Source organism: Erythrobacter sp. 3-20A1M (assembly GCF_018636735.1).
In the GTDB taxonomy this organism is placed as follows: domain Bacteria; phylum Pseudomonadota; class Alphaproteobacteria; order Sphingomonadales; family Sphingomonadaceae; genus Alteriqipengyuania.
Genome location: NZ_CP045200.1, coordinates 1,784,173 through 1,805,688 on the forward strand (window position 1 = coordinate 1,784,173; position 21,516 = coordinate 1,805,688).

16 protein-coding genes and 1 tRNA gene are annotated in these 21,516 nt (G+C 65.7%); 8 read left to right on the forward strand and 9 right to left on the reverse strand.

What is annotated here, in order from left to right; genetic code table 11:
• Positions 1–30: 30 nt before the first annotated feature.
• The 5 genes from F7D01_RS08835 to F7D01_RS08855 form a co-directional block, all read right to left on the reverse strand.
• Positions 31–2,217: an amylo-alpha-1,6-glucosidase gene (locus tag F7D01_RS08835; protein WP_215227248.1), complete on the reverse strand. Its 2,187-nt coding sequence runs from the start codon at positions 2,215–2,217 to the stop codon at positions 31–33.
• A gap of 6 nt (positions 2,218–2,223) precedes the next feature.
• Entirely contained in the window at positions 2,224–3,366 is a 1,143-nt protein-coding gene (locus F7D01_RS08840) for a glycosyltransferase family 4 protein (RefSeq protein WP_215227249.1), read from the reverse strand.
• A gap of 145 nt (positions 3,367–3,511) precedes the next feature.
• Positions 3,512–4,702: a sodium:proton antiporter gene (locus F7D01_RS08845; RefSeq protein WP_215227250.1), complete on the reverse strand. Its 1,191-nt coding sequence runs from the start codon at positions 4,700–4,702 to the stop codon at positions 3,512–3,514.
• Positions 4,703–5,130: 428 nt separating this feature from the next.
• Positions 5,131–9,378 carry a translocation/assembly module TamB domain-containing protein gene (locus F7D01_RS08850; protein WP_215227251.1) on the reverse strand — a complete coding sequence of 1,416 codons (4,248 nt, stop codon included), beginning with the start codon at positions 9,376–9,378 and terminating at the stop codon, positions 5,131–5,133.
• Complete coding sequence (locus F7D01_RS08855; RefSeq protein WP_251566660.1) at positions 9,378–11,693, reverse strand: autotransporter assembly complex family protein; 2,316 nt, start codon at positions 11,691–11,693, stop codon at positions 9,378–9,380. The genes F7D01_RS08850 and F7D01_RS08855 overlap by 1 nt, the downstream gene beginning before the upstream one ends.
• Positions 11,694–11,854: 161 nt before the next feature.
• Here F7D01_RS08855 and F7D01_RS08860 point away from each other — a divergent pair, with 161 nt between their 5' ends.
• Entirely contained in the window at positions 11,855–12,862 is a 1,008-nt protein-coding gene (locus tag F7D01_RS08860) for a YihY/virulence factor BrkB family protein (RefSeq protein WP_215227253.1), read from the forward strand.
• A 21-nt stretch (positions 12,863–12,883) separates the two neighbouring features.
• Here F7D01_RS08860 and F7D01_RS08865 read toward each other — a convergent pair whose 3' ends face one another.
• The 3 genes from F7D01_RS08865 to F7D01_RS08875 all read right to left on the reverse strand — a co-directional run bounded on the left by F7D01_RS08865 (position 12,884) and on the right by F7D01_RS08875 (position 15,504).
• The gene (locus tag F7D01_RS08865) at positions 12,884–14,251 is read right to left on the reverse strand and encodes a dicarboxylate/amino acid:cation symporter (protein WP_215227254.1); all 1,368 of its coding nucleotides are present in this window, start codon (positions 14,249–14,251) and stop codon (positions 12,884–12,886) included.
• 205 nt (positions 14,252–14,456) lie between these two features.
• Positions 14,457–14,543, reverse strand: a tRNA-Leu gene (locus F7D01_RS08870).
• Between the two features lie 109 nt (positions 14,544–14,652).
• Positions 14,653–15,504 (reverse strand): zinc-ribbon domain-containing protein, encoded by an 852-nt coding sequence (locus F7D01_RS08875; RefSeq protein ID WP_215227255.1) that lies wholly within the window; start codon positions 15,502–15,504, stop codon positions 14,653–14,655.
• Positions 15,505–15,645: 141 nt separating this feature from the next.
• Here F7D01_RS08875 and ftsE point away from each other — a divergent pair, with 141 nt between their 5' ends.
• From ftsE to ubiB, 7 genes are all read left to right on the forward strand, one after another.
• Positions 15,646–16,410 (forward strand): cell division ATP-binding protein FtsE, encoded by a 765-nt coding sequence (ftsE, locus tag F7D01_RS08880; RefSeq protein WP_215227256.1) that lies wholly within the window; start codon positions 15,646–15,648, stop codon positions 16,408–16,410.
• Positions 16,395–17,345 carry an ABC transporter permease gene (locus F7D01_RS08885; protein WP_251566662.1) on the forward strand — a complete coding sequence of 317 codons (951 nt, stop codon included), beginning with the start codon at positions 16,395–16,397 and terminating at the stop codon, positions 17,343–17,345. Before ftsE ends, F7D01_RS08885 begins: the two co-directional genes overlap by 16 nt.
• The gene (locus F7D01_RS15545; protein ID WP_371819570.1) at positions 17,342–17,596 is read left to right on the forward strand and encodes a hypothetical protein; all 255 of its coding nucleotides are present in this window, start codon (positions 17,342–17,344) and stop codon (positions 17,594–17,596) included. Before F7D01_RS08885 ends, F7D01_RS15545 begins: the two co-directional genes overlap by 4 nt.
• Positions 17,587–17,874, forward strand: a complete 288-nt coding sequence (locus tag F7D01_RS15550; protein WP_371819571.1) for a YdcF family protein — start codon at positions 17,587–17,589, stop codon at positions 17,872–17,874. Before F7D01_RS15545 ends, F7D01_RS15550 begins: the two co-directional genes overlap by 10 nt.
• Positions 17,832–18,557 (forward strand): 1-acyl-sn-glycerol-3-phosphate acyltransferase, encoded by a 726-nt coding sequence (locus tag F7D01_RS08895; RefSeq protein WP_251566664.1) that lies wholly within the window; start codon positions 17,832–17,834, stop codon positions 18,555–18,557. Before F7D01_RS15550 ends, F7D01_RS08895 begins: the two co-directional genes overlap by 43 nt.
• Before the next feature lie 58 nt (positions 18,558–18,615).
• On the forward strand, positions 18,616–19,347 hold the full coding sequence (locus tag F7D01_RS08900; protein WP_215227257.1) for a class I SAM-dependent methyltransferase: 732 nt from the start codon (positions 18,616–18,618) through the stop codon (positions 19,345–19,347).
• A gap of 110 nt (positions 19,348–19,457) precedes the next feature.
• A complete protein-coding gene (ubiB, locus tag F7D01_RS08905; protein WP_215227258.1) occupies positions 19,458–21,023 on the forward strand; it encodes a 2-polyprenylphenol 6-hydroxylase in 1,566 nt (521 codons plus the stop codon).
• On the opposite strand, the gene F7D01_RS08910 is transcribed toward ubiB, so the two are convergent.
• A complete protein-coding gene (locus F7D01_RS08910; protein WP_215227259.1) occupies positions 21,020–21,436 on the reverse strand; it encodes a DUF4345 family protein in 417 nt (138 codons plus the stop codon). The genes ubiB and F7D01_RS08910 overlap by 4 nt on opposite strands.
• Between the last annotated feature and the right edge of the window lie 80 nt (positions 21,437–21,516).

Below are 21,516 nucleotides of genomic sequence, written 5' to 3' on the forward strand. Positions count from 1 at the left end.
GGGAATTCACCGGGGTTTTCGCCCTGAGGGTCAGATCATCACCGAGATATCGAGAGCCTCGTCCCCGCGGCGAACGAAGACGCTGGTCGCCGGACCCATCTCCCGCACATCCAGATCGACGCTTTCCGCGCCGCAGGTCAGCCGGTCGAGCGACAATTGCGACATGACCTCGGGCAGACGCGGCTTGCGGAAGCGCACCTGGTCGGGGGCCTCGATCGACATTCCGAGCATCGCCTGGATCATGTAGATCGGCGCGGCGCTCGACCAGGCCTGCGGTGCGCAGGCCACGGGGTATAACGTCGGCCCGCGACCGAATTTGCGCCCGAAGCCACAGAACAGTTCCGGGAAACGCTGCTGGTCGAAATAGAACGATGCCTCGAACAACGCGCTGAACACCTTGTTCACGGCCTCTTGCAAGCCGTAGCGGGCGAAACCGGCGGCGATCAGGGCGTTGTCGTGCGGCCAGATCGACCCGTTGTGGTAGCTCATCGGATTGTACCGCTTCTCGCGCCGCGACAGCGTGCGGATGCCCCATCCGGAAAAACAGTCCGATTTCAACAACCGCGCGGCCACCGCCTCGGCATGTTCCTTGGTCGCAATACCCGTCAGCAATGCATGTCCTGCATTGGAGGAAACCACCCGGCACGGTTCCTTCTCCCCGTCGAGGGCGAGAATATAGCAACCCATCTCGCTGTCGAAGAAGGTATCGGCGAACCGGCTCTTGAGCTCGGCGGCCCTGTCCCACCATTCGCCGGCTGCGGTTCCGTTACCGCGGGCAGCCGCGAGGTCGCCCATTGCCTGCCAGGCACCATAGACATAGGCCTGCATCTCGACGAGCGCGATAGGCCCCTCGGCGAGGCGGCCGTCGGCATGCGAAATCGCGTCGTGGCTGTCCTTCCACCCCTGATTGCGCAAGCCGTTTTCGTTACGGCGCCCGTATTCGAAGAAACCGTCGCCATCGCGATCGCCGGATCGATCGATCCAGCCTGTGGCCGCCTCCAGATGGGGCCACAGGCGATCGATCGTATCCTCGTCTCCCGTCCGGCGAAAATATTCCCCCGCCAGGTGCACGAACAGGGGCGTGGAATCGACGCTGCCGTAATAATGTCGAAACGGCACTTCGCCGGTATTCGCCATTTCGCCGTGCCGCGTTTCATGCAGGATCTTGCCGACTTCCGCATCGGCCACCGGATCGTCGGTCCTTGCCTGTAGTTCGGCCAGCCGCAGCAAGGTCCCGCGCGCCAGAGAGGGGTCGTACCAGAGCATCTGCAACGCCGTGATGAGCGAATCCCGCCCGAACAGCGTGCAGTACCAGGGTATGCCGGCATAGGCGGCGGGACCCTGGGGTGTCTGCGTGGTCAGCGTGGTCACGTCCGCGATGCTGCGCGCGACCATCGTGTCGAAAGAGGTGTTGGAAGAGCCGATCACTGGACGGCTCTCCAGCGCATCGCGCCGTCCTTCGCGCAATGCCCGGTACGCCTCCAGATACGCGCGGGCCGGTTCCTCCAGCTCGGCATCGCCGAAAGCGGCCATCGTATAGAAAATCTTTCGTTCGCCCGGCGCCAAAACGACTTCGAAGCGCACCCGGTGAGAGCTGACCGCGTCGGGAACCGGATCGAAGGATAGCGCGGTACGGCGTACGATATCGTCGAGGCCGGTGTAGGCATATTCCACCGATGACTCATTACATCGCGGTTCCTGCTGCTTTCCTCGCTTTTCCCGGTGCGCTCCTCGCACTTCGAACATGTCGCGGAAATCGGATCCCAGGGTGAATTCGATGCTGAAGCGATGTTCGCAATCGTCGAAATTGCGCACTGCCAGCCGCTCGTATGCCTTGCCGTCGTGCAGAAACTTGATCCTGCCGAAATGAAGCACCTCCTTTGGAATGCGTTTCCCGGCGCGGTTGGTGAGATTGCCGTTCGTAAGGTCCACGATCAGCGCATCGACCCGGTCGTCTATCGCCGACCCGAGCAGCATCGGCGTGCGACCGCATATGGTCATCCGCCAAAAGGAGAGGTGACGCGTATCGCGATAATAGACGCCCTCCGGCGCGGTCTCGTCGGCTGCGATATCGCCGTGCTGGTCGAACAGGGCAAAGGCATCGCCATGCTTGACCGCACGGAGTTCCTGTTCCTGGATCGAGCTTGCCGATTGGACCTGATGTTGATCCTCAGGGCCGGCAGGTTCTGGTTGTGAAAGGATAGCGCGTTCCTCCATCGGCGCTCACGCCGCGGTTTCGATACCTGTAACGTCTCTCGCCCTGCCGGGGGTGTAGGGATGCTCGCCCCGCGCGCGACCCGCACGTAATCCCCCGGGCACGGGCGGTGCCTGGCGCAGCTTCGCGGTCACCAGTTCCCTGTAGATCCGAACGTAGTTTTCGGCCATCCGCGCTGCGGTGAAGCGGGCGTCGAACCGCGCGCGGACCTCCGCACGGTCGAGAGCGAGCACTTCGTCGACCGCCGCGACGGCCTCGTCCATGCTGTCGACGATGCGGCCGGTAACGCGATCTTCCATGACCTCCGGAACCGACCCGTTACGCCATGCCACCACCGGTGTACCGCAGGACATCGCCTCGATCATCACCAGACCGAACGGCTCCGGCCAGTCGATCGGAAACAGGAGTGCGCCGGCATTGCCGAGCAGCTCCGCTTTCTGCGTCTCGTTGACCTCACCGATATATTCGATGGCGTCGTGCGCTTCGACCAAGGGGCGGATTTCACTGTCCCAGTATTCCTGATCGACCGGGTCGATCTTCGCCGCGATCTTCAGCGGTTTGTCGCTACGCACCGCGATTTCGATCGCGCGGTCGGGACGCTTCTCCGGCGATATGCGTCCCAGGAAAACGAGATAGTCGCCGCCCGCTGGGTTGAAGGGCAGCATTTGCTGCGGCAGGCCGTGATATACCGTGTCCACCCAGTTCACCGGCGGCAGCGGCAAGCGCTGGTGGTCGGAAATGGACACCAGCGGCACGTCCGAGAACATGTCATAACAGCCATACAGATCGGGAATGTCGAGGCGGCCGTGCAGGGTGGTGACCGTAGGCGTATGCCATCCCATCACCGCGGGATAATGGAACAGGTCGATGTGGAAATGGACGATATCGAACTCGTCCAGCCGGCGACGAACTTGCTCCACCATGCCTACGTGATGGGGGACGAGGTTGTGGGCCCCATCGACCAGACGCAAGGCCTGCGGAACGCATGGCACCAGCTGCGCTGCGGTTTGCGAATCGCCGGATGCGAACAGCGTGACCTCGTGACCCTGTCGCACGAGCTCCTCAGTAAGAAAGTGCACGATTCTCTCGGTGCCGCCATAGAGTTTGGGAGGGCAACTTTCCGCAAGGGGAGCGATTTGGGCAATGCGCATGAAGACCCTTTCTAGGCGTCGATGGACATCAACGTGCGAAGGCCGATTGTTACGCAGCATCCTCTCGGTGTGATGAGGCAGGTGGTTTCATACGCGCGCCGAAGCGAATTATCGCGACCAGTTCGTCGCGCGTACCCGCAATGGCCTATTGCTGTTTCGCCTCGCCTGCGAGGCGGGCTCCGAGCCGTTGGGAGAGCGGGGTGGCGCTGACTCCGTGCAGGATCACCGAGACAAATATGACCAGGCTGGTGATCGTCCAGAGGTCGTGAAGGCCGGTATCGCGCTGCCCCAGCAAGGCGTAATACGCGGCAGCCACGCCGATCGGGCCGAACCAGCCTGCAAACAGGGCTTCCTCGCGCCGCTTCAGACTGGCGATCCACGGCTTGAGCAGCAACCACCAAGGTAGCCGCTTGAGCGCGACCAGCGCCAGGGCCAGTGCCACCCCGCGCCAGCCAAGGTCCATCCAGCCGCTCCACGGCAGTAGCACCCCGATGAGGACGAAGACCGGCAGGTCGAAGAAACGAGTGATGGCGCCGTGGAGGTGATGCTGGCGCGTCTCTATCTCCGAGATGCCGCGATTGAACATCAGCCCGGCGACGAAGACGGCGAGAATGCCGTCGCTGCCGAGCAGTTCGAGCCCGGCCAGCACTGTCAGCGACAGCGCGACGCCGATGGTCAGCAGGGATTCGTCTTCCGAATAGGGTTTTTTCTTGGCCCAGACGAACAGCTTCCCCGCCGCCCAGCCGATGGCCCCGCCGATCAGGATCGCGCCCGCCACCTCCCACATAAGAACGTGCACGAGCCAGTCCTTGATCGCGACGTCGGGCGATTTGGTCAGCAACAGGATCGGCAGCATGACGAACAGCAATCCCAGTCCGTCGTTGGCGGCGCTTTCGGCCGAAATGAGGTGCCGGAGCGGGGCGGGCACCTTTTCGTCCGCCACTCGGCTGCTGACGATCGATGCAGCGACGACGGGATCGGTGGGCGCTACGATCGCGCCGATGAGAAGGGCGGGCAGTACGCCTACGCCCAGAAACAGCGCCGCAAACGCCGCGCCCGTCAGCCACATGAGGACCAGCCCGATCATCAACACCACGGCGAGGTCTCGCCAGTAACGACGCAGGAACGAGAACGGCAGGCGCAACGCGGTTCCCATGACCGCGATGCCCAGCGTTATACGCGCGACCTCCTGCAAGGTGCGATACTGATCGTTTCCGAACAGCTCGCTCTTCGCCACGTAGTTCAGCAATGGTCCGATCGCGGCCCCGAACAGCAGGCACAGGGTTACCTCGGAAATCCATGTCCGGTTGCTGATGAGGCCGGCCAACAGACCCATCACCAGCACGATCCCGCCGATGGCGAGGAGCAGGAGGTCGAGAGCTATCGCATGTTCCCTTTGGTTTATTGTCGCCGGGTGCAGCTCGATAGCGCGGTAGGGTCGGAGGGGGTTCCGGGACTGAGGAAAATAAAGCCCAGCCCTCCTGGTTCGCCCGTCGTATTGCCAGTGGTCCGGACGGTCGGGTCGACGCGGACGGGGCGGACCTTATCGCGAACGACCGGACCCGGCTTGCGACCCACTGCTTGCCGGGTCGGAGTGTCCCTCCGTCGGCGAAGGCTCGGTGGGAGCCAGTTCGGCATCGATCGCCCCGGCGGTGCTGCGGATGTTCTTTTCCGCCGTCTCGTAGCGTTCCTCGAAGGTCGGCTCCGAATGGCACGCTGACAAGACGACACATGCCACAGGCAGAAGTAGGGCGAGGCGTCGCATCAGTAGTTCTTCCGATAGCGCACATTGACGTTCGTGCTGCCCGAACCGCCCGCCTGACTCAGGATCGACAGCGCCGGAGTCAGGCTGATTTCGAGCTGGGTGGCGGTGAAGCCGCGCGCATCGGTGATGAATTCGACGTAGATGTCGTCGGTGATATATTTGCCGGCTGCGATCGCGGTGCCGCGCCCCTGCGTTTCGTCGCCTCCCAGGATCCGCAACCGGTCGACGCCCGTGGCTGAGCGCAGCTTGCCTAGCGGATTGAGCCCTCCGCCCGAACCCCGCAAGGAATTCAGCGAAGCGGCGAGCTGCACGGCCTGGATGGTCGACAGATTGCCGATCGAACTGCCGAAGAGGATGCGCGAGAGGATCTCGTCCTGTGGCAGGCCGGGGGTGCTTGAGAACGCGATCTGCGGGTTCATGGCTCGGCCGGACACGTTCACGTTGACCGTCACATCCTCGATATCGTCGCTCGCAGTCAGGGCGATGACGGGATCGATGGTGGTGCCGCCGGTAAAGCGCACCCGGCCTTCGGTCAGCTCGAACGAGCGGTTGGCAAAGCCCAGCGTACCGCGCACCAGATTGACGCTACCCGACAGGCGCGGCGCAGTGCTGGTCCCCCCAAGCTTGAGATCGGCTTCCCACTCGCTTTCAAGCCCCATCCCGGACACGTAGAGCCGTTCGGGCGCGGTCAGTGCGATATCGAGCCGCAACTGGTCGAACAGCCCGGCGGACGGCGTGGCCGGCTCGTCGCCGGTGATCCGCTTGGGACCCTTCGGCGGCTTGAACCGCACGCCGCTCAGCTCGGGCACTTCCGCCGCGCCCTGCCGGATGATCTGATAGCGGGTTTCGGGCAAGCGAATCTGGCCGGAGATCAGGGCGGTTTGCCCGGCCGTCTTCTGGAGGCGCAAATTGCCGGTTGCCGTAGCCGAGAGGGCGTCGCTGCGCGCCAGCCTTGCATCGTCGAGCGTTACCCGTACGTCCATTGGATAACCGCTGTTCGATGCCAGACTGACAGAGCCTTGCGCCTCTACCGTCCCATCCCCTGCGGTCGCCCTGAGCTGCTGCAGTTCGAGCCGGTCGCCAGAGAAGCGGCCTTGAATGGCCATGTTCGACAGCCGCGTGCCGTAAGTCTGATTCTCGTAAGTAAGGCTGTTCGCGCGAATGATGCCCGACAGCTGCGGCTGGCTGACACGGCCGGAGAAGTCGGCGGCGACCCCGATCGGGCCGGACAGCCGCTGGTCCGCCTGACCGGCGAAGGAGAACAGCGTATCGGCCGGGCCGTTGTAACGGATGCCGCCCGAAAGCGGCGCTTCGAGTACGCGGGTGACCCAGCTTCCCGAACCGGCGGATAGCGGACGCAGCGAAGTGACCAGGCGGCCGATCACGGTGCCGCCGCGGCGCATCACCGCCCGGGCCTCCCCGCCATCGGCCAGCAGCTTCCCGACGAAGTTGATGTCGATCGGCTGGCTGACCGATGCGGCGGTCGTGCGCGTGAAACCGTTGATCGAAAGGCGGGCATCCGCACGCGGGAATGCGGTGGAACTCGCCTGCGCGAAATCGAGGCTGCCCGTCGCCTTCCCCGAAACACCCAGGCCCGGGACGAATGCATTGACCAGCGACAGGTCGAGCCGGTCGAGGCGGCTCTGCAGCTTGATCCCGTTGCCGTAGGTTCCGGCAAGGCGGATATTGCCCTGGCCGAAATCGATCCGGGTGGGCAGCAGTTCGTAGCTGCCGCCGCGCGGTATGATCCGGGCCGGAGAGGTCGTGCGGAAATCGATCCCGCGCGCGCGCCCGTTCAGCGCGGCGCGCCACAGTTTCGGCGTCAGTTCGGCGTTTGCGGCGATCCGGAAGGGTACGCCGCTGACACCTTCGGCTAGCACCTTCGCAGTGCCGCGACCGCCACGATAATCGACCTGCGCGCGCGCGGCGGTGAGGTTCAGGCTCCCCAGCGTGGTCTGCGCCAGTTGCGCATCGGCGACGACATATGGCGTATCGTAGAGCACGACCCGCGCGTCGACGATCGCCGATCCGATCGAAAGCTGGGCCGGGCCGGGCAGGACCGTATTCTTCGCCCGCAGATTGACCAGGGCCTCTTGATACTTCCCCTGCGCACCCAGCCGGACGACGCCGCCCAGACCCTGCCCCTCGGCTGTCAATTGCCCGGCAAACGGCCCAGCCGGCGTCTGGCGCAGCGAGCCGACGAAATCGATTCCGGCCAGATTGGCGCTGTTGATGTCGACCGTCAGCTGCCGACCGGTCCCGAGCACGACGTCGGCGGTCAGCGGGCCGTAATTGGTATCGGCCGTCGCAGCGAGACGATACCCGTTACGCGCGCCCGTGATTCTGGCGCGCAGATTGGCGATCCCGATACCCAAGCCCGGCCGCTCTGCGGTGATGGTCGCTTGCGGATCGCTGATCGTACCGGCCACGCGCACGCCCACTCTTCCATAGGCGTCCGTGAACCCGTCGGCGTTCAGCACGATGCGTCCATCGGGGGAATAGGAGCCGCTCCCCCCGGTGATCCGCGCGGCCGGGGCGGACAGGGTCAGCCCGGTGAACCGCACCGTCCCATCGGTTCCGTAGCGGATATTGGTCGCGGCGACCGCATTTCCGCCGAGGAAATTGCGCACGCTTTCGTTGAACAGGCTGGTGGAGCGCACGCGAACGCGCCCAGCCAGCGCCCAGCCGCCATTCGCGGCGGTTTCCAGGTCGACGTCGGTCTCGATGTTGAAGATGCCCACGCTCTCGACGCGATAATTGTCGATCCGGCCGTCGATCGCCCCGGTGTAGAGCCCCGTCGCGGTATCGGCGAGGAGGATGACCTTGGCATCAATCCGGTCCGAGCGGATGCGCATGTTGTCCGACAGGATTCGCGTGCCGTCTATCGCCACATCACCGTTGAGCCGGACATTGGCCAAAGTCCCGCCAGCCACGGTGTCGAGACCGGTGATACGGCCCACACGCGCGGAAACGGGGATCAGGATGCGGTCGGAATTGACCGTGGCGCTGCCGCTGGCGGTCAGGTCGACCAGCCCCATGTCATTCATCGACACTTGCGCGGCGTTGATCACGTAATCCACCGAAGGCGTGGTAAACGCGCCGTCGAGCGCCAGCCGCGCTTGCAACCCGCGCCCGGACAGGTTCGGCGCGATTGCCGACGGTTCGAGCAAGGTGAATTGCAGCTTCAGACCGTCGAACGCGCTCTCGCCCAGATCGACGGTCCCTTGCGTGTCGAGCCGGAAGGCGTCGCTGGATACGCCGCCACGCAAGTTCGCGCGCCGCTCGTTCAGTGCAGCGGTCAGATCGACATTCAGCACCGGCCCCAGCAGCGTCGCGGTGGGCCCTTCGAACAGCCGCGCGATCCGCGTCGGACCGCGAAGGCCGAAGGTGCCGTCGCGAGCAAGCAATTGGAGCCGCGCGAACTCGCTGCCCGCCAGGTTGGCGTCGAGCCGCCCGTTCCACTGCTTCCAGTCGCCCGACCCGTTGATCCGTACGCGCAGCGGATCGGTCAGCCCGGCCAGCGCCGCGATGACGCCGTCGCCGGGCGCATTCAGATCGAGATCGAGAGCGAGCCTGTTGTCTTCCGGCACCGCATCGAGTTTCAGCGCAATGCGGTCGCCGCCCGCGCTTCCCTGTCCGGCGATCGTCGCGCCGTTCAGGGCGACCTGCGCACGGCCATCGGCAATGTGCGCGTTTCCGGCGATGCTCGCGACCCGCCTCTCCCCGCTGACCGGAGCTTCGGCAACGAAGCGGTCGATCCTGAGCTGGTTTATGTCGATATCGAGGTCGGGGAGCAGCGGCTCGTCCGAAGGCGGGGTCGGGTTGAACTCGGGCAGGCGCTTCAGCGTCACCAGACCGGCGGTTAGCGACCGAATATCGACATGGCTTCGCGCGAAGGCAAAGGGTCGCCAGTCGAGATTTACCTGCGGCGAAGACAGGAACTCGCCCTTAGGATCGCGGATCGAAAGATTCCGGACCGTCATTTCGCCATAGATCGATCCCTCGATCTCGCCGATGCCGATCTTCATCCCGTTCTTGAACTCTAGCCCCTCCACCTGACCGGCGATGAAGCGATGCCCGGGTGCGGTGTCGAGGAACACGAGTGCGGCGCCAACCAGCAGCACCAGCACGGCAAGGACGATCGCCGCCCATTTCGCAATCTTGCGCAGGGTCGACCCACGATGGCGCTCGCCTTCGCTGTGCTCTTCGGGCTGCGCGACCGGCTCCTGATCTTCGATCTCGGCCATCAGAACGCCTGCCCGATGGAGACATAGACGCTGATCTTGCTCTCGCCCGGCTGGCGGTTGATCGGCGTCGCGATGTCGAACCGGAACGGCCCGAAATTGGTGTAGTAGCGCGCGCCGAGTCCCACGCCGAAACGAATGTCGGAGAGCTGGGGCAAGCTCTGTTCATAGACCTGCCCCGCATCGACGAAGCCGACCACGCCGAAATCGCCGAAGCGGTAGCGCACCTCGGCCGCTGCCTCGTTCACGCTGCGCCCGCCGATCGGCCGGATCAGGAAGGGCGAATCCTCCTCGTCCGGATCGGTGGGATCGAAATCGGGATTGGGCACCTGCGCCTTGGGTCCCAGTTCCTGATAGCCGAAGCCGCGCACCGATCCGCCGCCACCGGCGTAGAAACGCCGCGACGGGGCGAGGTCGAACCGGTCGATCCCCTGGATCGTGCCGAACCGTACCCGGCCCGCCAGCACGATCGAGTCGGTCGGGCTGATATAGGCCGATGCGTCGAACAGCGCGCGGACATAGGGGGTGAACCCGCCCTGCAGCGAACCCTCCGGCTCGACCAGCAAGGTGGTGCGGAAGCCCTTCGTCGCGTTCAGCAGGCTGTCGGTGCGATCGATCCCGACCTGGCCGGTCAACCCGCCGATGAAGAACGTGCGCCGGCGCAGGTCGGCGGTCGCGGGGTCGTAGTCCTGCTCGTTCGTGCCTATCAGCCGGACGCCGTAGGCATAGGTGAACGGCTTTTGCCAGATCGGCGTCGAATCGTAGCTGATCAGAGCGGAGAGCTGACCCGTGAAAGCCTCGTAGGCGTCGTAATCGCTATGCAGCGCCTGCGCTGTTACCTGGAAGGTGCGGTCGCGCTTCCCCGCGTTGGACCGGCGGAAGGTTCCCGTAACGCTCTGCTCCCTTGTCCCAGCCACGGCGGAGCCGATGAGTGCGCCCTCTGGCGGGAACAGGTTGCGATGGGTCCAGCTGCCCTCCAGCCGGAAGCCCTGACCGGTCCCGTAGCCTGCGCTGCCGGCGATGGTGCGTGGCGGCCCTGCCTCCTGCTCCACCAGGATGGTGGCATATTCGGTTCCGTCACCCGCATCCTCGCCGCTGCGCTCGGGCGTGACCGATACGGTGTTGAACAGGCCGGTCGCGACTAGCGCCTGGCGCAGATCGTCGACATCGCGGCTGTCGTAGAGCTCGCCGCGTTCGAAGCGTGACAGCACTTCGACATGGTCGGCATCGAAGGCCAGGTCGCCGGTGGTTTCGATCCCGCCGAAACGCGATCGCGGTCCGGTATCGATCGGGAGGGTATAGATGCCATCGCCCGTATCCTGATCGAGCAGGATGTCGCGCTGCCCGATCTCGGCGAAGGGATAGCCGTTCTCCGGCAGGGTGACAGCGAGCTTTGCCTCGGCACCCTGAACGCGCTCGGCGACGATCGGTTCGCCCGCTTGAATCGCGAAATTCTTCTCCAGCAGGTCGGATGGCTCTACCGGCGGGGCGTCGAGATTGATCTTCGCGAAGGTGAAACGCGTGCCCGGCACGACGTCGAGCACCGCGGTCAGCGGCTGCCCGTTCACCTCCTCGGACCGATCCACCCGGGTATTCACCGACGCTTCGTACCAGCCTTCGGAGGCCAGGATGCGTTTGAGCAAAGCACTGTCTTCGGTCAAGCGGGCGGAAACCTGCGCGACATTGGCAGCCTTACCGTCGGCGTCGCGTAGCGCGGACAGGTCATTGAACATGCCCGCCAGATCGGTGTCGGCTTCCTCGTCGGCCTGCTCCAGCCCGTTGACCTGCACCGAATAAGCCACCTCGGTGACTTCCTGGTCGGTTTCGTCCTCGGCGATCTGGACCGGCTGGACATCGAACTCGCCCAGCGGAGGCAGGGGCGCGGCCAGTTCGGCATCGCGGATCGGCGCGTCGCCGATTTCCTCGGTCGTGTCCTGATCCGCCAATGCGGGATCGCCCAAGGGAGCCTCTTGCCCTTCGGTGGGAGCTGCATCGGCCTGCTCGGCCGCGACCCGACGCTCGAATTCGTCGATCGATTCGAGCGGCGCATCGAGTTCGGCGTCGTCCGCCGGATCGAGCTCGGGTATCTCTTTCTGGAATTCCTCGTTGGAAATCACCGGCTCGACAGCGGGCAACTCGACACCCGGGGGTGGGGCGGGAACCTCGTCTATGACAGGGTCCTGCCCGGCCAGATTGTCGGCAGCGGCGTCTTGCGCTGCCAGCGCCTGCGCAGACAGGGCCAATGCCAGCACGCTCGCCACGCTGAATCCATGAGGGAGCAGGGCACCAAGGTCGCCCCAGGGCATTAACTTTACCATCGACCTGCGCATGCACCTTCCAGAAAAAGGAGCTTCCCTTGAATACGGAAGTACGACCCCAACCTGCCTCCCGCCAAGACGCTGAGTCTGCGGCGCAAACCGGTAACGCTGGACATTCGCCGATAAATGCACCCGGCGCAACTGCTACTTCGCCGCTAGCGATGCCGTGGAAGGCATGGAAAAAGATACTGAAGCGCGCCTATACCATGTGGGGATTTCACAATCTCTCCCTGCTGGGGGCCGGGGTCGCTTTCTTTACCTTCCTCGCCATTACCCCGCTCATCGCGGCGACCGTGATGATCTACGGGCTGGTGGGCAATGTCGGCATGGTCCAGCGCCAGATGGGCGCGTTCACCGGCGTATTGCCGACCGACGCCCGGACGCTGCTGGAAGACCAGCTGGTATCGGTCGTCTCGGCGAATTCCGGGGTGACGGGCCTCGCCCTGATCGTGGCGCTGTTCTTCGCGATTTACGGCGGGATGCGGGCGGCGAGCGGTTTGATCGGGGCGCTCAACATCATCAACGAGGAGCACGAGACGCGCGGCATCGTGCCGTTGACCTTGCGCGCGGCGGCGCTGACGCTGGCGGCAATCCTCGTCGCGCTGACCGGCATCGTCAGCGCAGGCGCCTTCGCGTGGTTGCAGACGCAGGCCGGAAACCTGATCGGTGCGGGTCTGGACCTCGTGCTGAAGGTGGCCGCATGGGCGTTCTCCTTCCTCCTCGGCAGCGCGGGGTTCGCGCTCATCATGCGCTACGGGCCGGATCGCAGCCCCGCTCGCTGGCGCTGGCTCGCACCGGGCGCATTCCTGGCCACCCTGCTATGGATCCTCATCAGCTTCGGCTTCTCTCTCTATGTGGCGTATATCAGCGACTACAACGCGACCTACGGTTCGCTGTCAGCCATCGTTGTATTCCTGATGTGGCTGTTCCTCAGCGCCTATGCCGTGCTGGCGGGCGCGCTGATCAACGCCGAGATAGAGCGCCAGACCACCGTCGACACGACCACCGGCACGCCTCTTCCGGCCGGAGAGCGCGGTGCCGTGCTGGCCGACCTGGTCGAGGGCGATCTGTCGCTAGAGCAGTGGTTCGAGAAGAGCCGCCGTCGCGCGGCGCGACGCGAGCTGCGAAAAATCGGAAAGAGAGAAGGCCCGAGAAGCGAAGGGAACTGACTAGGCTCGCTCTACCGTCGATCAGGTCGTGTCCTCCTCGGCTCCATTCGCAGGCAAATGGCGTTCGTGGCGCTCGCTGTCGCGCTCCGGCAAAGGCAGCGGTGTGCCTGCCATGGCGGCGGCGAGGCGGTCCTTGTCCAACGCCTTCTCCCACTTCGCGACCACGATGGTCGCCACCGCGTTGCCGATGAAATTGGTGAGCGCGCGGCACTCGCTCATGAAGCGGTCGACACCCAGGATCAGCGCCATCCCCGCGACCGGCACCGACGGCACGACCGACAGGGTCGCCGCCAGGATCACGAACCCGGCACCGGTCACGCCCGCCGCCCCCTTGGAACTCACCATCGCGACGAGGACCAGCGAGAGCTGTTCGCCAAGCGAGAGATCTATGCCCAGCGCCTGCGCGATGAACAGCGCGGCCAGCGTCATGTAGATGTTGGTGCCGTCGAGGTTGAACGAATAGCCTGTCGGCACCACGAGCCCGACGACGTTGCGGCGGCACCCCGCAATCTCGAGCTTCTCCAGCAGACTGGGAAGCGCCGCTTCGGAAGACGAGGTGCCCAGCACCAGCAGCAGCTCCTCGCGCAGATAGCGGATCAGCGCGAAGATCGAGAAACCCGCTGCCCACGCGATCGCGCCCATCACCACGATTACGAATAGCAGCGAGGTGAGGTAGAACGTGGCGACAAGCCCGGCGAGCTGGGCCAGCGTGCCGATCCCGAAACTGCCGATGGTGAACGCGATCGCGCCGAAGGCCCCGATCGGTGCCAGTTTCATCAGCATGTGGACGAGCTTGAACACCACCTCGCCGGCAGAGACGAGCGTATCGAGCAGCAGGTCGCTATGTGGGCGGGTGAGCGAGATCGCCGAGCCGACGAGGATCGCGACCAGCAGCGCCTGTAGGATGCTGCCGCTGGTGAGGGCGGAGATAAGCGTTTCCGGAATGATCGCCAGCAGGAAGCCCGCGAGCGTCTGCTCGTGCGCGGTTTCGGCATATTGCGCCACCGACTCCGCATCCAGCGAAGCGGGATCAATGCCAAGGCCAGTGCCGGGATGTACGAGGTTTGCGACTACAAGTCCGACGATCAGCGCCAGTGTCGAGACGGCGAGGAAATAGACCAGAGCTTTGGTCGCGACGCCGCCCACGCGCGACATGTCCTTCATGCCCGCGATCCCGGTCGCGACCGTGATGAAGATGACCGGGGCGATGATCATCTTGACCAGCGCGATGAAGGCATCGCCGAGCGGCTTCAGCTGGGTGCCGACATCGGGAAGAAAATGCCCCAGCAAAGCGCCCACCACGATCGCGGCGACGACCTGAAGATAGAGTTGCCGATACCACGGCTTGCGCTGCGAGGTCGGGGCGGTGCCCGGCACTGGGGATCGCATCCCGTCTCTCCCATCAAAAACTTGCAGTCTCGTTCCGAGGCTGGCCCCGGATTAGATGCTGACGATGGAATGTCGAAAGGAAATTTCGCCGCTTGTTCTCGGGGAAATCCGCAAGCTTGCCCTCTCGGAGGGGCGATCCCCGCTGGCAGGATGGCTTACGAACTCTCGCGCCGGTCGCGTGTCCAGAAAGCTTGCGAAGAATATCTGGTGCGGTCGAGAAGACTCGAACTTCCACGGGCTTTCGCCCACAACGACCTCAACGTTGCGCGTCTACCAGTTCCGCCACGACCGCACACAGTCCGCATCGGGGGCGTCGGCCCCCGCCGGTAGGAGCGCGCCCCTAGCAGCGCGGTGGACGGGCCGCAAGCCGGTTTAGCGCGGGCGGCGGGCGAGGGGAGCGCTCAGGACGGGCTCCAGCCGATTTCCGCGAACTTGGCCGATTTCGGCACGTCGCGGATCGCCTCGTTCACGGAGATGCGCTCACCCGGCTTCAGGCTCCGCCGGGTGGGAGGGATCTCCCAGCTGAACACCTTGCGATTGCGCTCGTCGTACAGGACGATCAGCACCGGCGGCACGGTTCGCGTCTCGCGTCCGACATTGCTGATGGAGCCGGTGACGCCGAAATATTCGCTGCCATCGGGCAGCGTGCCACGGTCCTGTTTGCCGGGCGGGAAATCGAGCACGAGATCGGGCTGGTCGACACCGAAGGTCGGGCGACTGACCGGCATCCAGTCCGGCACGCCCCAATAGCTGATCGCGGCGATCCCGCACAGCGCAACCACGGCGAACGCCGCGGCGGCCATGGTCCAGATCTTCAGCGGATTGCGGCGCGGGCGGAACGGCGGGGCGTAATCGTAAGGCGAGGGTTCGTCCCCGGAGAAATCTTCGCGACCGAAATCCTTTCGGTCGAAATCATCCTCTCCGAAAGCAGCGTCAGGTGCCGCGCTGCGCACGGGCGAGTCCGGATCGCGAGAGGTCGCGGGCGCGCCGGAATCCCGATCCTGCGGCACTGCATCCTCTTCCACCGGGCTCGGTGGTGGCGGAGTTTCGGGCGAGGGCACCGGCTCGGGTTGCGGCGGAGCGACGCTTGGCGCCTCGGAGGCGGCGGGCTCGACCGGTCGCGAAGGTAACGGTTCGCCGTCCTGGAACCAGCTGTGCCGGCATTTGGCGCAGCGCACCGTGCGGCCGTCCGTCCCGATGGCGGTATCGGGTACCGCGTAGCGGGTCGAACAGGCGGGGCATGAAATGATCATGGTGAGCCGGTGTGTAGGCCCGGCTGCGAATCGCTGGCAAGTCGCGGGGGCCGCGCGCGCGTCGCATCGCGCCTTTTTTCCACATGGAAGGGTCGCTATAGCCCCTCGCGCGATGGCGTATCGGGCAGGGCAATAAAGCGGGTGGCGCAGGACAGCACCGGTTCGGAGCGCGCGGTCGTGGCTTTCGACAATGTCGGTCTGCGTTACGGCACCGACCCCGAAGTGCTGAGCGACATCTCCTTCGCGCTGTGGCCGGGCAATTTCTATTTCCTCACCGGGGCTAGCGGAGCGGGGAAGACCTCGCTCCTCAAGCTGCTCTATCTCGCACAGCGTCCCTCGCGCGGGGCGATCCGCATGTTCGACAGCGACGTGATTACCCTGCCGCGCAGTCGGCTTCCCGGTTTCCGCCGGCGGCTGGGCGTCGTGTTCCAGGACTTTCGCCTGGTGCCGCACATGTCCACCTTCGACAATATCGCCCTGCCGCTGCGCATCGCGGGTGTGCCCGAAGAGGAACTGGCGCAGCCCGTCGCCGACATGCTCGAATGGGTCGGGCTGGGCCATCGCGGGGACGCACGGCCGGAAACGCTTTCGGGCGGGGAGCAGCAGCGGGTGGCGATCGCGCGGGCGGTGATCGGCCGGCCCGACCTGCTGGTCGCGGACGAGCCGACCGGCAATGTCGATCCGGAAATGTCGGAGCGATTGCTGCGCCTGTTCGGATCGCTCAACCGGTTGGGGACGACGGTCGTGGTGGCGACGCACGATCTGCAATTGCTTCCCCGCATGCCGGAGGCGATGATCATGCGGCTCGACGGCGGGCGGCTGTCGGACCCCACGGGGGCCCTGCGCTATCCCCCGCGCGCCGGGCGGCAGCGCGAGGCGGAGGCCGAAGCGTGGCATACCCTGTGAGGGAAGCGCCCCCGGCCGGCGATACGCGCAAGGTGACCGGGCTTGCCCGGTTTCGCGGCGCGCGGGCGGCGCAGTTGCTGCCCCGGACACGTCTGGCCGGACCCGTTCCATGGGTCATCGCCATCATGGTCGCGCTGACGGTGGTCGCGGCCGCTGCGGCGCTTGCCCTGTCGCATCTGGCGGGCCGCGTCGGCGGCGATCTCGCGGGGGGCGCGACGGTGCAGATCGTGCAGGCAGATAGGGGCCAGCGCGAACGGCAAGCCGTTGCGGCGCGCGACGCGCTGACGCGAAGCGCGGAGGTCGCCACGGTGCATGTCGTGCCCGCACAGGAAGTCGAGCGTTTGCTGGCCCCCTGGCTGGGCGAGGACGGCGCGGACAGCGAATCGGTGCCCATCCCGGCCCTGATCGACGTGACACTGCGCGGGGCCGCCACGCGCGAGCGGCTGCGACGCCTGCGCGTGGAACTGGCCGCCGTCGCTCCCGACGCGCGGATCGACGCCGCATCGCGCTGGCTGGAACCGGTCGTCGATACCATCGCATCGCTGCGCTGGTTGGCGATCGCCCTGATCGCATTGCTGGGCGCGACCAGCGCGGCGGCGGTGTTCCTTGCCGCCCGCAGCGCGCTGGGAGGCAACCGCTCCACCATCGAGGTGGTGCATCTGCTGGGCGGCACCGATACGCAGATCGCCCGGGTGTTCCAGCGCTCGGTACGGCTCGACGCCGCCGTCGGAGGCGCCATAGGGTTCCTCGTCGGCCTCATCATCGTCCTGACGCTCGGCAGCCAGTTCGCCGGGCTCGGCAGTGGGCTGGTCGGAGGCGGCGTCCTGCGCTGGTTCGACTGGCTGCTGCTTGCTCTCGTTCCCCTTGCAATGATCGGGCTGGCGATGCTTACCGCGCGCTGGACCGTCACCGCCGCATTGAAGGCTCTTCTGTGATCCGTCGTATCCTCGCCGCCATCGCCATGCTGTGGGCGCTCGGCTTCCTCGTGTTCGCCACCACGCTGCCGCGCCCGGCGGGCGACGAGCGGACAGACGCGGTGATCGTGCCGACGGGGGCGGCGGGCCGGATCGGGCGCGGACTCGAAATCGTCCGCTCCGACCGGGCGCGCCTGATGCTGGTCACCGGGGTCGATCCGAACGTGAAGCCGAAGGAGTTTGCGACCGGTTCGGCGTGCCGATGGACGTGATGGAATGCTGCGTCACGCTGGGCTTCGATGCGGTCGATACCCGCAGCAACGCGGCGGAAACGCTCCGCTGGGTGGAGGACAACAAGATCCGCAGCCTGCGCATCGTGACCTCCGACTGGCACATGCGCCGGGCCGCGGGCGAGTTGCGCTATCGCCTGCCGACCAATGTCGAGATCGTGGAGGATGCGGTCGCGACCGAACCGTCCTTCGCGATCCTGATGATCGAATACAACAAATGGCTGGCCAGCACGGTCTCGCACTGGCTGCCGGGCGCATGATCCCCGTCCTTCGCAGCCTGGCCTTCTACCTCGTCTTCTACGGCGGCAGCGTGGTCTATGTGCTGACCGCCGTGCTCCTGGCCTCGCTTGGCCGTGACAAATTATTCCAGAAGGCGGTTCGCGGCTGGAGCCGGTTCCATCGCCGCTGCGCGCGCATCTTGCTCGGGATCGAGGTCGTGTCCGAGGGTGCGCCGCTGGTCGAACCGGCGCTCTACGCGATCCGGCACGAAAGCTTCTTCGAAGCGATCGATGCGCCGATGGTGTTCGACCTTCCCGTGCCCTTCGCCAAGGAGGAGCTGTTCGCCATCCCGGGCTGGGGCAAGGCGGCGTCCGCCTATGGATTGGTGCCGGTCGCGCGGACCCAGGGGGCCGCGACGCTGCGCCGCATGATCCGCCAGGCGCGCGACCGCGCGGCGGAGGGGCGGCCGCTGATCATCTTTCCCGAAGGCACGCGGGTTCCCCATGGCCAACGCGGCACGATCCAGTCGGGCTTTGCGGGAATCTACAAGATGATCGGACTGCCGGTGGTGCCGGTCGCGGTGAACAGCGGCCCGCTCTATCACCGCAAGATCAAGCGTAGCGGCCAGATCACCTATCGCTTCGGCGCGCCGATCGAGCCGGGCCTGTCCCGGGCCGAGATCGAGGCGCGCGTGCAGGAGGCGATCAACGCGCTCAACGGGTGAGAAAACGCGTGCCCATGCCGATGGACGCTGCGCCCGTTTGCACCTAAGGCTCGCGACCATGAGCGAAACGGTCTCCTTCGGCTACGAGGACGTGGCCCCGGACGAGAAGACGCGGCGCGTGGGCGCAGTCTTCTCCAATGTTGCGGCCAGCTACGACATCATGAACGATGCGATGTCGGGCGGCATGCACCGATTGTGGAAGGATCGCTTCGTGCGCCGGGTGAAACCGCAGCCGGGCGAGGCGGTGCTCGACATGGCGGGCGGTACCGGCGACATCGCATTCCGCATGGCGGCGCGCGGGGCCGAGGTGACGGTCGCCGACATCAACCAGGACATGCTCGACGTCGGTATCGAGCGCGCGATGGAGCGTGGGATCACCGGGCTTTCCTGGTCGTGCCAGAACGCCGAGGAACTGAGCTATCCGGGCGGTGTGTTCGACGCCTACACCATCGCCTTCGGCATCCGGAACGTCACCGACATCCCCCGGGCGCTGCGCGAGGCGCGGCGCGTGCTGAAGTTCGGCGGGCGGTTTTTCTGCCTTGAATTCAGTACGGTAGAGTGGCCCGGCTTCAAAGACGTGTACGACGCATACTCCGAACATCTGGTGCCGAAGTTGGGAGAAATGATCGCGAAGGACGAAGCAAGCTATCGCTATCTCGTCGAATCGATCCGCCGTTTCCCACCCATGCCCCAATTCGAGGGGATGATCCGCGAGGCCGGCTTCGCCCAGACGAAGGTGGAGCCGATCATGGGTGGCTTGGTCGCGATCCATTCGGGCTGGAAGATTTGAACAATGAACGGGAGCGGCAGCGACCCAAAGCGCGACTGCGCGCCGCCCGGTAGGGCGAGAGCCAAGCGAACGGATGTGAGCGCCCGGCGCTTGAGGGGCCTTCAAAAACCATGACCCGCCCCGCGACACATATCTGGCGGCTCCTGAAATGGGGCCGCACGCTGGCGCGGTATGGCGCGCTGCGCGGGATCGAGCGCGATCCGCATACGCCCGCGCCGGTCCAGCGGCTGGTCCGGCTCGCCCGCTTCGGCACGCGCCAGCCTGCGGTGCCCGACTATGCCGGGGCCTTCCGCGCCATCGGCCCGGCGGCGATCAAGCTGGGACAGACGCTGGCGACGCGGCCCGATCTCGTAGGCGAGGACGCGGCACACAATCTGCTGGCGCTGCAGGACGATCTGCCGCCGGTGCCCTTTTCGCAGATCGAGCCCGACATCGCGGCGACCTTCGCCCAGCCGCTCGACACGCTGTTCGCGCGGATCGATCCCGACCCGGTCGGCGCCGCCTCGATCGCGCAGGTTCACCGCGCAGTGACGACCGATGGCCGGGAAGTCGCGATCAAGGTGCTGCGGCCCCATATCCGCGAGCATTTCAAGCGCGATCTCGCGACCTACGAATGGGCCGCCGCGCATGTCGAGGCAATGGGCGGCGAGGCGTCGCGGCTGCGCCCGCGGCTGGTGATCGCCAATTTCAAGCGCTGGACCCAACGCGAGCTCGATCTCAGGCGCGAAGCCGCCTCCGCCAGCGAACTGGCCGAGGCGATGAAGGGGTTCGAGGGGTATCGCATCCCCGCGATCGACTGGGACCGCACCAATGGCCGGGTGATGACGATCGACTGGATCGACGGCATCAAGATCAGCCGCCGCGACGACCTGATCGCCGCCGGGCACGATCTGCCCGCGCTGGCCGAGCGGCTGGTGATCGCGTTCCTGACGCAGGCGATCAGCGCGGGTTTCTTCCACGCCGACATGCATCAGGGCAACCTGTTCGTCGAACCCGACGGCACCATCGTGGCGATCGATTTCGGTATCATGGGCCGGATCGACCGGCGTGCGCGGCAATGGCTGGCGGAAATCCTCTACGGCCTGACGACGGGCGATTATCGCCGCGTGGCGGAAATCCATTTCGAGGCGCAATACGTGCCGAGCTATCACTCGGTGGACGAATTCGCGACCGCGCTGCGCGCCGTGGGCGAGCCGATGCGGGGCAAGCCGGTGAAGGATTTGTCAGTCGGCCAGATGCTCGACGGCCTGTTCGCGATCACGCGCGATTTCGACATGCAGACCCAGCCGCATCTGCTGCTGCTGCAGAAGACCATGGTGATGGTCGAAGGGATCGCGACCCAGCTCGATCCCGAGATCAACATGTGGGACGTGTCCGCCCCCTTCGTACGCGGCTGGATCCGCGACGAGCTGGGGCCCGAGGCGGCGCTGGCCGACCGGTTGCGTGAGGATGCGAAGACGCTGCTGCGCCTGCCCGATCTGGTGCGCCGGATCGATGCCGCCTTCCCGGCGAAGGGGGCCGCGCCCGAGCCGCCGCCGCTGGCCGATGTCGAACTGATCTGGGAACGCCGCCGCCGCAAGGGCGGTCTGCTCGCCCGCTGGCCCGGCTATCTGCTCGCCGCGCTGGTCGGCGGCGGGGCCGCGATCGGCGCGATGGCGCTGGGCTGGGTAGGCTAGAGCGGCTCGACCGGCTCGACTGCTTCCGGCTTTACCGGTTTGCGCGCGAGCCACGCTGCACCGAACGCACCCAGCGCGACCATCAGCGCCTCCACCGTCAGCGGTAACAACACGTCGTGGGTCGCGCCGTCCGCCAGGATGCCGACCAGCCGCCCGAAGAACGCGATCCCGAACAGCGCCATGGGCACTGCGAGCGCGAGCGCCCGCTGACGGATCGCGGCGTAGAGGAATCCCCCGCCCGCCAGCACGAAGAACGCGGTCATGTCGGCCCGCAATGTCGAACGTCCGAGCGAACCCGCCGCCGCCAGCCCCAGCGATGCGCCCTGCTGTTCGGGTGCGAACAGGAAGGCAAGGCCGAGATAGGTGAAGAACAGGCCTGCCAAACCCAGCAGGATGCGAAGAAGATTGCGCATGGGCGAAACGATGCCTCCTGGCGTGAAGCACTAGCCTATCGCGCGCCCGCTCGCTAGGCGGGGCACGAGGCAAGAGGCGA

What these genes read in the sequence shown, in the direction of transcription:
- F7D01_RS08840 (WP_215227249.1), bottom strand. Translation starts at nt 3,366, where the DNA reads ATGCGCATTGCCCAAATCGCTCCCCTTGCGGAAAGTTGCCCTCCCAAA.
- F7D01_RS08845 (WP_215227250.1), bottom strand. Translation starts at nt 4,702, where the DNA reads ATGGGTCTGTTGGCCGGCCTCATCAGCAACCGGACATGGATTTCCGAG.
- F7D01_RS15550 (WP_371819571.1), top strand. Translation starts at nt 17,587, where the DNA reads ATGGACGTGATGGAATGCTGCGTCACGCTGGGCTTCGATGCGGTCGAT.
- ubiB (WP_215227258.1), top strand. Translation starts at nt 19,458, where the DNA reads ATGACCCGCCCCGCGACACATATCTGGCGGCTCCTGAAATGGGGCCGC.
- F7D01_RS08865 (WP_215227254.1), bottom strand. Translation starts at nt 14,251, where the DNA reads ATGCGATCCCCAGTGCCGGGCACCGCCCCGACCTCGCAGCGCAAGCCG.
- F7D01_RS08855 (WP_251566660.1), bottom strand. Translation starts at nt 11,693, where the DNA reads ATGGTAAAGTTAATGCCCTGGGGCGACCTTGGTGCCCTGCTCCCTCAT.
- F7D01_RS08900 (WP_215227257.1), top strand. Translation starts at nt 18,616, where the DNA reads ATGAGCGAAACGGTCTCCTTCGGCTACGAGGACGTGGCCCCGGACGAG.
- F7D01_RS08835 (WP_215227248.1), bottom strand. Translation starts at nt 2,217, where the DNA reads ATGGAGGAACGCGCTATCCTTTCACAACCAGAACCTGCCGGCCCTGAG.
- F7D01_RS08875 (WP_215227255.1), bottom strand. Translation starts at nt 15,504, where the DNA reads ATGATCATTTCATGCCCCGCCTGTTCGACCCGCTACGCGGTACCCGAT.
- F7D01_RS08895 (WP_251566664.1), top strand. Translation starts at nt 17,832, where the DNA reads ATGGCTGGCCAGCACGGTCTCGCACTGGCTGCCGGGCGCATGATCCCC.
- F7D01_RS08910 (WP_215227259.1), bottom strand. Translation starts at nt 21,436, where the DNA reads ATGCGCAATCTTCTTCGCATCCTGCTGGGTTTGGCAGGCCTGTTCTTC.
- F7D01_RS08850 (WP_215227251.1), bottom strand. Translation starts at nt 9,378, where the DNA reads ATGGCCGAGATCGAAGATCAGGAGCCGGTCGCGCAGCCCGAAGAGCAC.
- F7D01_RS08860 (WP_215227253.1), top strand. Translation starts at nt 11,855, where the DNA reads ATGCCGTGGAAGGCATGGAAAAAGATACTGAAGCGCGCCTATACCATG.